This is a genomic window from Exiguobacterium sp. TDN 0502, from assembly GCF_050846835.1.
Lineage (GTDB): Bacteria > Bacillota > Bacilli > Exiguobacteriales > Exiguobacteriaceae > Exiguobacterium_A.
Genome location: NZ_JBOZGJ010000006.1, coordinates 76511 through 90399, shown reverse-complemented (window position 1 = coordinate 90399; position 13889 = coordinate 76511). Strand labels below are relative to the sequence as shown.

Below are 13889 nucleotides of genomic sequence, written 5' to 3'. Positions count from 1 at the left end.
TTTCCACAAAGATAAGGGTGGCAGAATGATGAGCTGCCATCCTGATCTCATAATAAAAAGAATGACGCGTTTCACGCCACTCCTACAGGAACAAGCGCATCTTTGCGCTGTCAGAGACGAACAAGACCCGCTTTCCTGCTTGAATAAAGCAGGAAAACTGGCTTGTGTCTCGCCTGAGGAAAGGGCGTGATAAGACGCGTCATTTTTTTTTGAGTCAGCCTCTTTGAGTTGAGCGAAGTTAATCATAATGGCGTCGAGCTAATCGCTCCTCATGTTCTTTTTTGACTTGCCGCTTATTTTTTTCGTGCAGACGTTTCATGAACGGCGTCGTTTGCCAAGACGGTGACCAGTCGGACTCTTTTCCGGCACGAAGGGCGAGGATATAATCATAGCTCTGATGAAGTCGTTCGATCATCTCTGTTCGGACATCACAAATGTGACCGTGTCCGGGAATCAAGAGTTTGACTTCATATTCGTAAATGAACGACTCGAGTAACTCGAGCGTCGTCAAATACTCAGAGGAATCGTGTTCAATCAAGGGAATTTCAACATCGGAAGCATAGTCGCCGCAGACCAACAAGTGGAGTGGCATGACGATGAAGGAAAGATGGGTCGATTCATGACCAGGTGTCAAAAAGAAAATCAGCTTCGTTTGTCCAATCGTCAGAATCGTTTCAGACTCGTGGATGACATGTGTCACATCTGGAAATAGCACGGGAGAGTCGATATAAAATTCATCGTTAAAGTCTTGAACGGCTTTTAGCGCTTCTTGTCGGTCGACATCGATGAACGGTTTCGAAGCGATGACGATGGCATCCGTAAAGGCGTAGGCACCTAGAATATGATCAAAATGAGCATGCGTATAGACGACGTATAATGGTCGTTCACGACGCACGATTTCAACGTCTCGACGAATCGTTGCAATCTCATCAGGTAGCCAGCCAGGGTCGACGACGATCAGACAATCAGGCGTCTCGATCAAGGTTGATGTCGTTTTCATGAGTGTACTTTGATAAATCGTCACGCCGGGCATTTTCATCTGAATCATACGAATCCTCCTTTACGAATCTCTATCTATATCGTTGTATACCCATAAATTCGTTGGAATCATCAGCAGAAAAAATAAAAAAGACGACTCGCACGTCGCGAGTCGCCTGCCCTCTAGAGGGAAATGGTCCTAGACCTATGTTATGTCATAATTGGAGCGGGTGAAGAGAATCGAACTCTCGTCATCAGCTTGGAAGGCTGAGGTTTTACCATTAAACTACACCCGCGTATCGGCTACATGAAATATAGTAGCATAGCAAAGAGCGCATTTCCATAACTTTTATGAAAAAAGGCAATTTCTTTTAAGATTCAGTGTACAATAATACTAGTTAATCGTTTACACTGGTAATCTTGATTTGTAATATGGGTAAAGTTGGGTAGAGGAGAGAGTGTCTGGTGAATGAAGTGCGAGTTTGGAGCGAACAGCCGATGGGAAAAGGATGGAGGGCAACGTGTCACCACCAATTCGATCGTCATCGCTTATTGACAGGAGAGTGGTTCCATAACGTAAGTGTACTAGCTTTTTCCATCAATCAAGATGCGGATTTGTTACCGGATGTCCTACCAAACACATTCGATCTGCCGCTCGTCTCGGAACGTATGCAACAGGTCATTGAAGCATACGCGCCTTTTTCTGTACAATGTCTCAAGGTACATCTTGAGACGAAGGATGGAGTGGTTCCGTACTATCTTCTCAATCTCTTATCTGTCAGTCGAATCGAACATCTACATACGACGGATATCTTCCGTCCGATCCCGCGACGGCGCGTCTACTTTTTGACCGAGCGACGGATTAATGATTCGATATGTCCGCACCACCTGATGCGGGATGAACGAACACAACGCATGTTCGTTTCTGCTCAGCTCGCTCGACGATTCGAGCGCATGGCTGTGACGGGTATCCACTTTGAAAAGATACAACGAATGGAGGAATTCAAATGAAACAGTACACAGTCGACCATTGGATCACGTTAGAGTATCCGAAGGTATTCGAATATCAAGAAGAAGAGACATATGTCAGTTTTTATTCGACGGATGAAAATGCAATGGGTACGCTCCAATTATCCATTTATGAGTCCGACTCAGAAGAATTGACACCGTATGAGGCGGCGGAACAAGAAATCAACCTGTTGGTCGAGGAGTTCGGCATCGAACTAACAGGGGCACTTGAAGTCCGTCGTAATTCAACAAAAGAAGCGTTGCTTGCGGTAGATGGGAAAGAAGAAGAGATTTTCTTACGGATCTACGCGTATTCAGACGGAGAACGGTTAGTCTTATTGACGTACTCTGCAGAACGCGAGACGCTTGAAATCGAGGAAATCGAAGCGATGATTTCTTCGCTGACTTGGATTCAATGAAGGATACGATAGAAGTGCAAAAGGCAGCGGATCGCAAGGATCCGCTGCCTTTTGCATGGATTGATGGGGCTTAAGAAGAACGGGAAGATGACTGTTTAGCTGCAGGGTTGACCTGTTTATTCAACCAGCTGGCGACATCCGCGAAGACACGAATCCGTTCGAATTCATGAAACAACTCATGGCGTAATCCGCGGTAAATCGTCAGTTGAACGGCGTCGACCCGGACACGATTATACATATCGAACAGATGATGAATCCCTTTCCCGTCAAAGGCAACCGGATCATCACCGCCGGCAATCAACAAGAGCGGCAGGTGACGCGGGTGTTGATAAATGGAAGCGAGCCCGTTGACGAGTCGTGTTGCACTCAGTAACTCGTGAAAGAAACCGAGCGTGACGGTCTGTCCGGATAACGGATCTTCATCATATCGCATGACCGATTGAGGGTCGGAAGAGAGCCAGGCATTTTTAGACAATGCCGGGAAGAAGCGTAAGTTATAGCGACCGAACACCAGCTGACCGAATCGTTCGGCAGGGTGTGTAGAAGAAGTCTGATGGATTTGGCGAGCGACGAGTTTTTCGCTGATGTTACCGAGGAGTCCTGTACTCGTCGGCGGTCCGCTAGCGATGATGCCTGCCACCATATGTCCTAGGGTTTGACCGATCCGGCGGGCAATCAGTGAACCGAAGCTGTGACCGAAAATGAAGATTGGTAACGCAGGATAACGTTCTTTAATATCGGATACCAGTTCTTCGGCATCCTGCATCAATTGACCGAATCCTTGGTGGGGTTCTAAATGTCCGAGTGATCCAAGCTGTGCGGCACGTGTTCCGAAACACCGTAAGTCCGCGATGATCGTGTGGTAATGATGAGCGTAGAGGAACTCCGCAAATTCTTCATAGCGTCCGCCATGCTCCATCATGCCATGAAAGACGATTACGACGCCTTTCGGATCATGGGCTTCTAAGCTATGCAATGTCGTGGTGTAACCGTCAGAGGCTACCCAATGTGAATGGTCAATCGTCATGAAACTCATCCTCTCATCAAGAAAGTCCGAATACCTGCCCGTCTTCCGATACACCCATGTGGAAGGCGGCGGGAACTGCGGGTAATCCCGGCATCGTTAATACATTCCCAGTCAACGCGACGATGAATCCTGCTCCGATCGACGGCCGGATTTCGCGAACCGTGATCGTGAAGTCTTCGACACGACCATAACGAGCAGGGTCATCCGTTAACGAGAACGGTGTTTTCGCCATGCAAATCGGTAAATCGTTTAACCCCATCTCGGTACACCGTTCGAGTTCACGTAGCGCCTTGTCTTCAAAGTGAACGTCCGAAGCTCCGTATACCCGTTTCGCGATCCGCTCGATTTTTTGTCGGAGCGGCAACGCATCCGGATACAAAGGACGGAAGTCACTCGGTTCCTCAAGGGCTTGCATGACTTCTGAAACGAGCGCTTCGCCACCTGCGCCACCTTTACTGAAGACTTCGCTCTCGGCAACACGAATGTTGCGTTCCTTGCACCACGAGATGACCATATCCCGTTCTGCTTCCGTATCCGTAAAGAAGCGGTTCAAGGCAACAACGGCAGGAACACCGAATAAGTTCATCGTCTCGACGTGTTTTTCAAGTAAAGCCAGTCCGTCAGTCAAGGCAGCGAGGTTTTCTTCGCCGAGTTGCTGTTTATCAACACCACCGTGCATTTTCAAGGCACGCACTGTAGCGACGATCACGACAGCATCCGGATGAAGTCCGCCGATGCGAGATTTGATGTTAAAGAATTTCTCAGCCCCTAAGTCAGCCCCGAATCCGGCTTCCGTGACGACATAGTCACTCAGTTTCAAGGCGGTCTGTGTTGCAATCAAGGAGTTACAGCCATGTGCGATGTTCGCGAATGGTCCGCCATGAATCAGTGCCGGTGTTCCTTCGACTGTTTGAACGAGGTTCGGGCGGAACGCATCTTTGAGAAGCAACGTCGCAGCTCCTGCTGCCTGAATATCCTTAACCGTTACCGGTTGTTGATCATACGTATAGGCAACGACGATACGGCTTAACCGCTGTTCGAGATCCGTGATGGAATCGGCGAGGCAAAGGACAGCCATGATTTCAGATGCGACCGTAATATCGAAGCCGTCCTGACGCGGTACGCCATGGGCAGGACCACCGAGACCGATCGTGACTTGACGCAAGGCACGGTCGTTTAAGTCAAGAACCCTTTTCCAGACGATGCGACGCGGGTCGATACCGAGCATGTTGCCTTGGTGCAGGTGGTTGTCGAGCAAGGCACTGATTGTATTGTGCGCGGACGTAATCGCATGCATGTCGCCTGTGAAGTGTAGATTGATTTCTTCCATCGGCAATACCTGGCTGTAGCCACCACCACACGCACCACCTTTTAATCCCATCGTCGGACCGAGCGACGGTTCCCGCAAACAGATCATCGTCTGATGCTTCGCCCGGTGTAATGCCTGCCCGAGACCGACCGTGACGGTTGATTTACCTTCACCGGCAGCGGTCGGATTGATCGCCGTGACGAGGATCAATTTCCCGTCGGATTTCGTTGCCAAACGGTTCAACAGTCCGTCTGTCAACTTCGCTTTATACTTTCCGTACGTGTCGAAATCCTCTTCATGCAAACCGATCCGATCCGCGATTTCTCGGATCGGGCGTAGGACGGTCTGTTGTGCGATTTCTAAGTCTGAGCGAATGGTCTTTTCCATGGTATCGACTCCCTCTTTGAATGGTTCTCTCTTTTTTCTAATAGTAGCGTATCTAGTGCGGACGCGCCAAAGAAAAACGTTCAATATTTTCCACCCAATGGGTCAAATGGTGACGTGTTCAATCCTGATCGAAAGACGTACTGTAGAGTGGAGGAGGGATGAAACAATGACATCTGGACAAAAGAAGTGGAAACGCGGTCTCGATTTTTGGCTCTTCGTCGGACCGGTCTTTCTTGTATTCGCAGTGATCGTGCTTGTACCGTTTTTTAATGGCGTCATGTATTCGTTCACGGACTGGAACGGGGTAACCGGGGAATTGAATTGGATCGGCTTTGACAACTATGTCCGTCTCTTTACGAGTGACGAGCAGTTCCAGCAGTCATTTTGGCTGACGACGAGATATACGGTCGTCGCCGTCATCTTAACGAATGTCGTCGGGTTCATCTTGGCATTCTTGTTAACACAAAACATCCGCACACGTAATTTCTTACGGACGATTTTCTTCATGCCGAACTTGATTGGCGGTTTGATCCTCGGTTTCGTTTGGCAGTTCATTTACGTCAAAGGTTTTGCATCCATCGGTGAATTGACAGGGTGGAGTCTGTTTGAACTTCCTTGGTTAGGAGACGCACGGACGGGGTTCTGGGGCATCGTCATCGTCTCGATTTGGCAAGGCGGCGGCTATATCATGGTCATTTATATCGCAGCCCTCCAAAACGTACCGCAGGAATTGATCGAGGCAGCAAAAATCGATGGGGCGAATCGTCTTTCGACCTTGCGGAACATTACGTTGCCACTCATCATGCCGTCGGTCACGATCTGTCTGTTCTTAACGATTTCCTGGTCCTTCAAGTTATTTGATACGAACTTATCCCTGACGAATGGTGGACCTTTTAAATCGACTGAGATGCTTGCTTTGAACATCTACAAGGAATCCTTTACGAACAATAACTTAGGGCTCGGTTCAGCGAAGGCGGTCATCTTCTTTGTCATCGTTGCGGCAATCACCGTCACTCAAGTCTATCTGACGAAAAAACGGGAGGTGGAAGCATGAGTACTGCACAACCGTTACCAACTCCGCAAGAGGAGAAACCGAAACGTCCTAAAAAGGCGAAAAATCGCTATTCCTTACGCCTTGGGGCAGTGGAACTGGCAGCCTTATTGATGGGACTTCTGTACATGATTCCGTTTTATTATGTCGTTTCGAATTCGTTCAAAACGCGAGGAGACATCTTTACGAATACCTCTGGCTTACCAAAGGAGTGGATGACGTCCAACTACTCGGCGGCCTGGGAAGCGATGAACTTCGGAAAGGTCTTCTTGAATTCCGTCATCATTACCGTCGGAGCAAACGCGATCATCGTCATCTTTTGCTCGATGGCAGCCTGGAAACTTGTCCGGACAAAGACACGTTTGTCGACGATCATCTTCTTCCTGTTCGTTGCAGCGATGATCATCCCGTTCCAATCAATCATGATTCCGCTATCCAAATTGTCTGGTGATCTTGGCTTGCAAAATAGCTACTGGGGCTTGATTCTGATGTATCTTGGTTTTGGATCCGGATTGTCCATCTTCTTGTACCACGGGTTCATGAAAGCGATCCCAGAAGAGATCGAGGAAGCGGCCATCATCGACGGATGTTCGCAATGGGGTGTGTTCTGGCGTATCGTTTTCCCGCTTTTGAAACCGATTACGGTGACGATCGTCATCTTGAATACATTGTGGATTTGGAATGATTTTCTGTTGCCATCGCTCATGTTGCGGGATATCGATTTACGGACGATCCCACTTGCGACATTCTACTTCTTCGGACAGTACACGAAGCAATGGGATTTGGCGCTGGCAGGTCTCGTGCTTGGGATTATTCCGCTCTTACTGTTCTTCTTCGCATTGCAAAAACAGATCATTCAAGGGATTACGAGTGGATCAATTAAATAATTTTTTGAAAGCGCGTTCTCGCTTATGCGAGAACGTGTTTTGTCTATTCATGATGTTTGATTTGTCTGACAACTTTAGATTTTTTTGAAAAAAAGTCTTTTCAAATCCTTGCGACCTGTTGTACGATGTTCTCAATTCAATTGTAACAACGACCTTGAAGGGAAGAGTAACACCTTGTATGACCGTATAGCGAGCTGGGGATGGTGAGAGCCCAGTCGGAAGCAAGATGCGAAGAACCTCCCGGAGTCGCTACCCGAACCCGAATGTCAGTAGGCGTAGCCGGAGTTGCCTGTCCGTTATCATATGGCCGAAGATGAAGTGATTCGTCTTTTGAGTGAGCAACATCGTTGCTAACATGGGTGGTACCGCGGAACCGAGTCTTTCGTCCCATATTCTTGGGAAAGAAGGGCTCTTTTTTATGGCTTCTTTTTCAAAACACAATTGAGGAGGAACACCACCATGACAACACTCGTATCGATGAAACACACACAGGAAGCAATCACGCTCGTAAAGAAACGTTTTGAAGAGCGCTTTTCAACAACACTCGGATTGACACGTGTCGAAGCCCCATTGTTCGTAGAAAGCACACTCGGTGTCAACGACCATCTCAACGGCGTAGAGCGTATCATCCGCTTCGATGCACTAGACCACACGGCAGACCTTGAAATCGTTCAATCCCTCGCGAAGTGGAAGCGTCAAGCGCTCCATACGTATGGATTTGAAGCGGGCGAAGGGTTATACACATTGATGCATGCGATCCGTCGTGATGAGATGCTCGATGCGACACATTCGATTCACGTCGATCAGTGGGACTGGGAACGGATCATTACGAAAGAACAACGGACGAGTGCGTATCTACAAGAAACGGTACAAGCGATCTATGCAACGATTCGCCAAGTCGAGCAAGAAGTGGAAGCGGAGTACGGCATTTCAGCAATCTTACCGGAAACGATTCATTTCATGACGACGCAAGAATTAGAAGATACGTATCCAACGCTCTCAACGAAGGAACGTGAAACAGAAGTCACGAAGACATACGGCGCCGTTTTCTTGATGCAAATCGGTGGTGCACTGGCTTCAGGTGAGAAGCATGATGGTCGAGCGGCTGATTACGATGACTGGACACTCAACGGTGACATTTTGGTACACCACCCAGAAATCGGAGCATTCGAATTGTCTTCAATGGGTATTCGCGTTGATCGTGAAGCGTTGTTGAAACAGACGGCGATTGCGCAAGAAGAGGATAAATTGACTTTCCCGTTCCATCAAGGTGTGCTCGAAGAGCGTCTGCCATTAACGATGGGTGGAGGAATCGGTCAATCGCGTATGGCGATGTTCTTATTAAAGAAGCGTCATATCGGTGAAGTCCAAGCTTCTGTCTGGTCAGATGAGACACGGCAAAGTTTACGTGAGCAAGGAATTCATCTGCTCTAACCTATATATAGTAAGAAAACGTAAAAACAAAGAGTGTGCTTCCAATCGGAGGCATGCTCTTTTTAAAGTTCATAAGACCTCAGGCGGAGGAAAGGTGTGTTGATTCTTGATAGAATGGGGATAACAATAAATAAGAAAGAGGTGAGAGCATGTCTTCTTTATTGATCGTCGGAATACTCATTCCCATTTTGTTCATCGCATTCCTCTGGTTCAACATCAAAGGATTACGGACGATGTGGCGGGATTATAAAGAAACCGGTTCAGTCGTCGCACTCGGGTTCTTCATCGTTGGTGTCATCGGGATCTTTACAGGTGTCTGGACGACGTTAGTCGTCATCATCTACTATCTCCTCCGTCCAGCGAGAGGATGAACGGAGGGTTAATGTATGTTGGAATGGTTGTTCTCAGCCGGAGAGTCAAATCTCTGGCTGTTTTTAGGAATTATGATCATCGGTTTAGGAACGGAATTGATTCCGGCTGAAGTCGGATTGCCGCTTCTTGGACTGTACGTATCAAACGGAAGTGTCAGCTGGACCGTCGCGGTACTCGTCGGCTTCCTTGGAAGCTTGATGGGCGCTACCGTCTTTTATCTGTTAGGTCGTTACGCTGGACGTCCGTTGCTCGTCCGCTACGGAAAATGGTTGTTGATCAAGGAACGAGAAATCGATCAAGGTGAACGGATCGTTTCGAAGTACGGTACGTGGTCGGCGTTGTTCGGACGATTCTTCCCGGTTGTTCGTTCCGTTGTATCGATTCCGTGCGGATTGTTCAATCTATCCTTTAAACGATATGTTCTCGCTTCAAGCATCGGCTTGTTTCCGGTATCGTTCTTCTATATTTGGGTCGGTGAGCGATTTGGTGTAGAACGAGCGGAGTCGATGTTAAAAGGACTGGAACAGGAACTATGGTGGATTTTAGGCGGAATCGTCGTGATTCTTGGCGGATATATCCTCTATCGTCGATCAAAAGCGAAACAAACAGAACAGGCGCAAGAGGGAGAGTCGGAGCAATAGAATAAGTGAAGATAGCACAAAAAGAGAGCGATGGATTATCCGTCGCTCTCTTTTTGGTCGAACTCAAGCGGGTGGGAACAAAAATCGCTTGAGCGTCTTGATGCGGTGCTTCGGTGTGAGTAAGAGTAATTGATCGTTCCCTTCAAGCGCCGTATCACCGCGCGGTGTAATGATATGATCGTCGCGGATGATGGCGGTGATTAAAAACTCTTGCGGCAAATTGATTTCCGAAATCGTTTTTCCGATGAAGGGATGAGACATCGGTAAGGTCAATTCGATGATTTCGGCATTCGGCTTACCAATCGACATGAATTCAATGACAGTATGAATGGATGAAGATTGTGTCTCATTAAGTCGAAAGCGATCAGCAAGGAATGTCAACATGCTGCCTTGAATCAGAGTCGAGAGTAAGACGGTGAAAAAGACGATATTGAAAATCATCGAGGCATTCTCAATATCCGCAACGAGTGGGTACGTTGCGAGAATGATGGGCACAGCACCTTTTAGACCGGCGAAGGAGATGAAGGTCTTTTCTTGCCAGGAATAGCGAAACGGCAACAGGCTAACCCACACAGATAACGGTCGAGCAATGAAAATCAAAATCAGTGCAAGGGCGATGGACGACAGGATGACCTGTACATCCAGGAGTTGTTTCGGAAAGACGAGTAATCCAAGCACGATGAACATGCCGATCTGGGCGAGGTGTGCCATGCTCATCGTGAAGCGAACGAGCGTCTGACGATAGACGAGTTCGTGGTTACTAATATAGATTGCTGTGACGTAAACAGCTAGAAAACCACTTGCGTGGAATGTATCCGCCAACCCAAAAGATAGAAAGGCGAATGACATCAATAGAATCGGATAGAAGCTAGAAGAAGATAAATCAATCCGATTGATCAAGGTCGAAGCTGCCCAACCGACGAACAAACCAATCACAAGCCCCATCGCCATCTCCCAGACGAGTGAACCAAGACCCGCCAAAAGTGACGCTTCCTCCGGATCCGTGACGAACTGAAGGAACAAGATCGTCAAAAATACAGCCATCGGGTCATTCGTTCCCGATTCGACTTCAAGCGTCGAACCGACCTTACGCCGGATCGGCTGTCCGCTTAGAACAGAAAATATAGCAGCGGCATCGGTCGAACCAACAATTGCCCCAAGCAGAAAGGCATTGGCCCAACTGAATCCTAAAATATAATGGGATGCAACCGCGACGATGGAAGTGGCGATGAAGACACCGAATGTTGCTAAGGAAAGTGAAGGTGCCAATTCGTGACGGACTTCTTTCCATGCCGTCTGCAATCCGCCTTCGAATAAAATGATGATCAAGGCGACGGTTCCGAGCAATTGAGCCAGCTCTGCATCATCGAAGCGGATGAAGCCTGTAATATCACTACCGGCAATCATGCCAAGCGCGATAAAGATCAATAGTGCCGGAATATTAAGACGACTCGATAACTTCGTCGTCCAAACAGCGGCAAACAATAAGATACCAATTAATAAAACCGTAAATTGTAAGGACATCGCATCAAACTCCTATTCTTTAAAATCTCTTACTTCTATAATACAACAATTCCGATAAAAAGACTCGGATAATGATTGTTCAATATTTTCCACCACACCGGACAACTTTCTCTCTCTTCATTGCAAGCGTTTTCATTTATTGTGAAGATGTAGCACGAATATGAAACGAAATCAGGGAGGGAATCCGAATGCGTAAAAGAAGATGGGCAGCATTACCTGCCGTCACGACGGCGATGGTCGTCGCTTTGGCAGCATGTGGTGGCGGTACATTGAATAGCGATGACTCGAAAGATAGTGGTTCAAAAGATGGTAAGACGCTCAACGTATTCCAATTCAAGGCTGAAATCGCAAAAGACATGGAAAAGATGGCAAAAGCGTATGAGAAGGAGACCGGAACGAAGGTCGTCGTTCAGACTGTCGGTGGCGGATCGGATTATGGGGCAGCACTGAAATCACAATTTGCTTCTGGTAATGAACCGGATGTCTTCAACAACGGTGGATTCACGGAAGCGAAGACATGGCAGGACAAGCTTGAGGATCTTTCTGATGAGAAGTGGGTCGGCGATTTGACGGATCTTGCGAAAGAGCCGATGACGATTGATGGCAAGTTATACGGCATGCCGATGAACCTCGAAGGGTACGGTTTCATTTATAATAAGGATATCTTTAAAAAGGCAGGTATTACGGAACTTCCAAAAACGTTAACGGAATTGACGGATGCTTCGAAGAAACTGAAAGCGGACGGAGTAACACCGTTCTCGATCGGATATGGAGAATGGTGGGTTCTTGGGAATCACCTCTTGAACATTCCGGTCGCACAGCAAGACGATCCGGATCAGTTCATCGCGGATCTCAACTCTGGAAAAGCGAAGTTCGAAGACAATAAACAGTTCAAAGAGTTCATGAACCTGTTCGATTTGACGATTGAATACGGAAACAAAAATCCACTGACGACTGATTATAATACGCAGGTTACTCAATTCGCAGAAGGTAAGACGGCGATGATCCAACAAGGGAACTGGGCGCAACAACTGATCACGGATGTAAATCCTGATATCAACATGGGCTTCATCCCGATGCCAATCAATGACGATAAAGAAAAAATGGATCGCCTCCCTGTCGGCGTACCAAACAACTGGGTCGTCAACAAAAATTCGAAGAATAAAGCAGAAGCGAAAAAATTCCTCGAGTGGATGGCGACATCTGATACAGGTAAGGACTACATGGTCAATAAATTCAAGTTCATTCCTGCTTTCAAATCAATTGAAGCAAAAGATCTAGGACCGCTTGCCGATGATATTCAAGCATATTCGAAAGACGGAAAGACGATTTCGTGGAACTGGTTCAAGTATCCGGATGGAGCTGTCAACGAGTTCGGTGCCATCATGCAGGCGTATATCGGTAAACAAAAAACGGCAGAAGAGATGTTGCAAGATTTCACGAAGACGTGGGATAAAATGAAGAAATAACAAAATAAAGCATGACTGCTCCAGGGATTGACGGAGCAGTCATGCTTTTTTGATTACAAGAAAAACAGCTGAATGAAGAATAAAAGCGCAAACACATAGATAAGTGGATGGACACGCTCTTTCTGGATGGCTTTCATGATCGGATAGACGATGAAACCAAATGCAATCCCGGTTGCGATACTGCCGGACAACGGCATGATGAGAATGACGAGAAAAGCCGTAAATGCTTCACTGAAATCATCCCAAGGAATCTGTTTGATGTTCTGGATCATGAAGGCCCCGACCAAGATCAAGGCTGGTGCTGTAATGGCAGGAACACTTGAAATCGATTGAACAAACGGTCCGAAGACGGCTGATAAAGCAAACAGGATCCCGACGGTCACAGACGTCAATCCAGTCCGTCCACCAGCAGCGACACCTGAGGCCGATTCAACATAAGCAGTCGTTGGACTCGTTCCAAATAACGAACCGGCAACCATGGCTGTCGAGTCGGATAACAGTGCCCGTTCACTATTTTTCAGCGAACCGTCTTCTTCGATCAATCCAGCCTGTTCTCCGACAGCGACCATCGTTCCTGTCGTGTCAAACATCGTGACAAGGACGAACGATAACACACCGCTGAATAATCCGTACTGGAAGACATCTTGAATGGCGGCGAGTGGATTAGTGATGATCAACCCTTCAGGTAACGTCGGTAAGGCGACAAACGAGTCGGAGAATTTCAGTTCACCTGTAAAGAATGCAATCAATCCGGACAGAATCATGGCATAAAGAATAGCGCCTGGTACCCGTTTGATCGTCAAGATGGCTGCGACAAGCAGACCAATCAACGTTATGAGCGCCTCCGGAGAGGACAACGCCCCAATCGTGACGAGTGTATCTTCGCTACCGACAAGGATGCCTGACATCTTGAGACCGAGAGAAGCGATGAAGAGCCCGATGCCACCTGTAATCGCAAGCTTTAATGTCATCGGAATGGTTTCAATTAACTTCGTCCGAATCGGTGAGAGTGATAACAACAAGAAAATGACACCGGCGACGAATACAACCGAGAGTGCTGTTTGATAGGGAATTTTTTCACCGACGACGAGTGTATACGTAAAGTAAGCGTTCAGTCCCATACCTGGTGCGACCGCAATCGGTAGGTTGGCATAGAGTCCCATTAGAAGCGTACCGATCAATGTAGCAATGATTGTAGCAGAGAAAGCTTGAGCTTGCGGAATGCCGGCATCTGCTAAGATCGTCGGGTTGACGAGCAGAATATATGCCATCGTGATGAACGTTACGAATCCGGCTTGGATTTCACGTTTGACGGTTGTTTGATGTGAAGCAAGTTTAAACATGAGTAAGAGGACCACCTTCATAACAAGTTGATTAAAAAAC

At 47.5% G+C, this 13889-nt stretch carries 13 protein-coding genes, 1 tRNA gene and 1 other annotated feature; of the genes, 8 read left to right on the top strand and 6 right to left on the bottom strand.

All coding sequences use genetic code 11. The annotated features are described in order from the left end of the window. Positions 1–238: 238 nt before the first annotated feature. Positions 239–1048 carry an MBL fold metallo-hydrolase gene (locus tag ACRPK8_RS08425; RefSeq protein WP_432237819.1) on the bottom strand — a complete coding sequence of 270 codons (810 nt, stop codon included), beginning with the start codon at positions 1046–1048 and terminating at the stop codon, positions 239–241. Between the two features lie 152 nt (positions 1049–1200). Next, positions 1201–1274: transfer RNA gene (locus ACRPK8_RS08420), tRNA-Gly, on the bottom strand. A gap of 169 nt (positions 1275–1443) precedes the next feature. On the opposite strand from ACRPK8_RS08420, the gene ACRPK8_RS08415 reads away from it, so the two are divergent. After that, the gene (locus tag ACRPK8_RS08415) at positions 1444–1989 is read left to right on the top strand and encodes an imm11 family protein (protein WP_432237818.1); all 546 of its coding nucleotides are present in this window, start codon (positions 1444–1446) and stop codon (positions 1987–1989) included. Next, positions 1986–2405, top strand: coding sequence for a hypothetical protein (locus ACRPK8_RS08410; protein WP_432237817.1), 420 nt, complete (start codon positions 1986–1988; stop codon positions 2403–2405). The genes ACRPK8_RS08415 and ACRPK8_RS08410 overlap by 4 nt, the downstream gene beginning before the upstream one ends. Before the next feature lie 70 nt (positions 2406–2475). On the opposite strand, the gene ACRPK8_RS08405 is transcribed toward ACRPK8_RS08410, so the two are convergent. Further along, positions 2476–3432: an alpha/beta fold hydrolase gene (locus tag ACRPK8_RS08405; protein ID WP_432237816.1), complete on the bottom strand. Its 957-nt coding sequence runs from the start codon at positions 3430–3432 to the stop codon at positions 2476–2478. A 16-nt stretch (positions 3433–3448) separates the two neighbouring features. Continuing rightward, entirely contained in the window at positions 3449–5128 is a 1680-nt protein-coding gene (locus ACRPK8_RS08400; protein ID WP_432237815.1) for a formate--tetrahydrofolate ligase, read from the bottom strand. 166 nt (positions 5129–5294) lie between these two features. Between ACRPK8_RS08400 and ACRPK8_RS08395 the strand changes: the two genes are divergently transcribed. The 5 genes from ACRPK8_RS08395 (at position 5295) to ACRPK8_RS08375 (ending at position 9513) form a co-directional block, all read left to right on the top strand. Continuing rightward, a complete protein-coding gene (locus ACRPK8_RS08395) occupies positions 5295–6182 on the top strand; it encodes a carbohydrate ABC transporter permease (protein ID WP_432237814.1) in 888 nt (295 codons plus the stop codon). After that, on the top strand, positions 6179–7066 hold the full coding sequence (locus ACRPK8_RS08390; protein ID WP_432237813.1) for a carbohydrate ABC transporter permease: 888 nt from the start codon (positions 6179–6181) through the stop codon (positions 7064–7066). Before ACRPK8_RS08395 ends, ACRPK8_RS08390 begins: the two co-directional genes overlap by 4 nt. A gap of 145 nt (positions 7067–7211) precedes the next feature. Continuing rightward, positions 7212–7459: a binding site (T-box leader), on the top strand. Positions 7460–7525: 66 nt separating this feature from the next. After that, positions 7526–8500 (top strand): aspartate--ammonia ligase, encoded by a 975-nt coding sequence (asnA, locus tag ACRPK8_RS08385; RefSeq protein ID WP_432237812.1) that lies wholly within the window; start codon positions 7526–7528, stop codon positions 8498–8500. Positions 8501–8649: 149 nt separating this feature from the next. Next, on the top strand, positions 8650–8871 hold the full coding sequence (locus ACRPK8_RS08380; protein WP_432237811.1) for a hypothetical protein: 222 nt from the start codon (positions 8650–8652) through the stop codon (positions 8869–8871). 15 nt (positions 8872–8886) lie between these two features. After that, complete coding sequence (locus ACRPK8_RS08375; protein ID WP_432237810.1) at positions 8887–9513, top strand: DedA family protein; 627 nt, start codon at positions 8887–8889, stop codon at positions 9511–9513. Positions 9514–9576: 63 nt separating this feature from the next. Here the strand turns inward: ACRPK8_RS08375 and ACRPK8_RS08370 are convergent, their stop codons facing one another. After that, positions 9577–11037 carry a potassium/proton antiporter gene (locus ACRPK8_RS08370; RefSeq protein ID WP_432237809.1) on the bottom strand — a complete coding sequence of 487 codons (1461 nt, stop codon included), beginning with the start codon at positions 11035–11037 and terminating at the stop codon, positions 9577–9579. A gap of 188 nt (positions 11038–11225) precedes the next feature. Between ACRPK8_RS08370 and ACRPK8_RS08365 the strand changes: the two genes are divergently transcribed. Beyond that, positions 11226–12506, top strand: a complete 1281-nt coding sequence (locus ACRPK8_RS08365; RefSeq protein ID WP_432237808.1) for an extracellular solute-binding protein — start codon at positions 11226–11228, stop codon at positions 12504–12506. Between the two features lie 53 nt (positions 12507–12559). Here the strand turns inward: ACRPK8_RS08365 and ACRPK8_RS08360 are convergent, their stop codons facing one another. Further along, positions 12560–13849, bottom strand: a complete 1290-nt coding sequence (locus ACRPK8_RS08360) for an NCS2 family permease (RefSeq protein ID WP_432237807.1) — start codon at positions 13847–13849, stop codon at positions 12560–12562. Between the last annotated feature and the right edge of the window lie 40 nt (positions 13850–13889).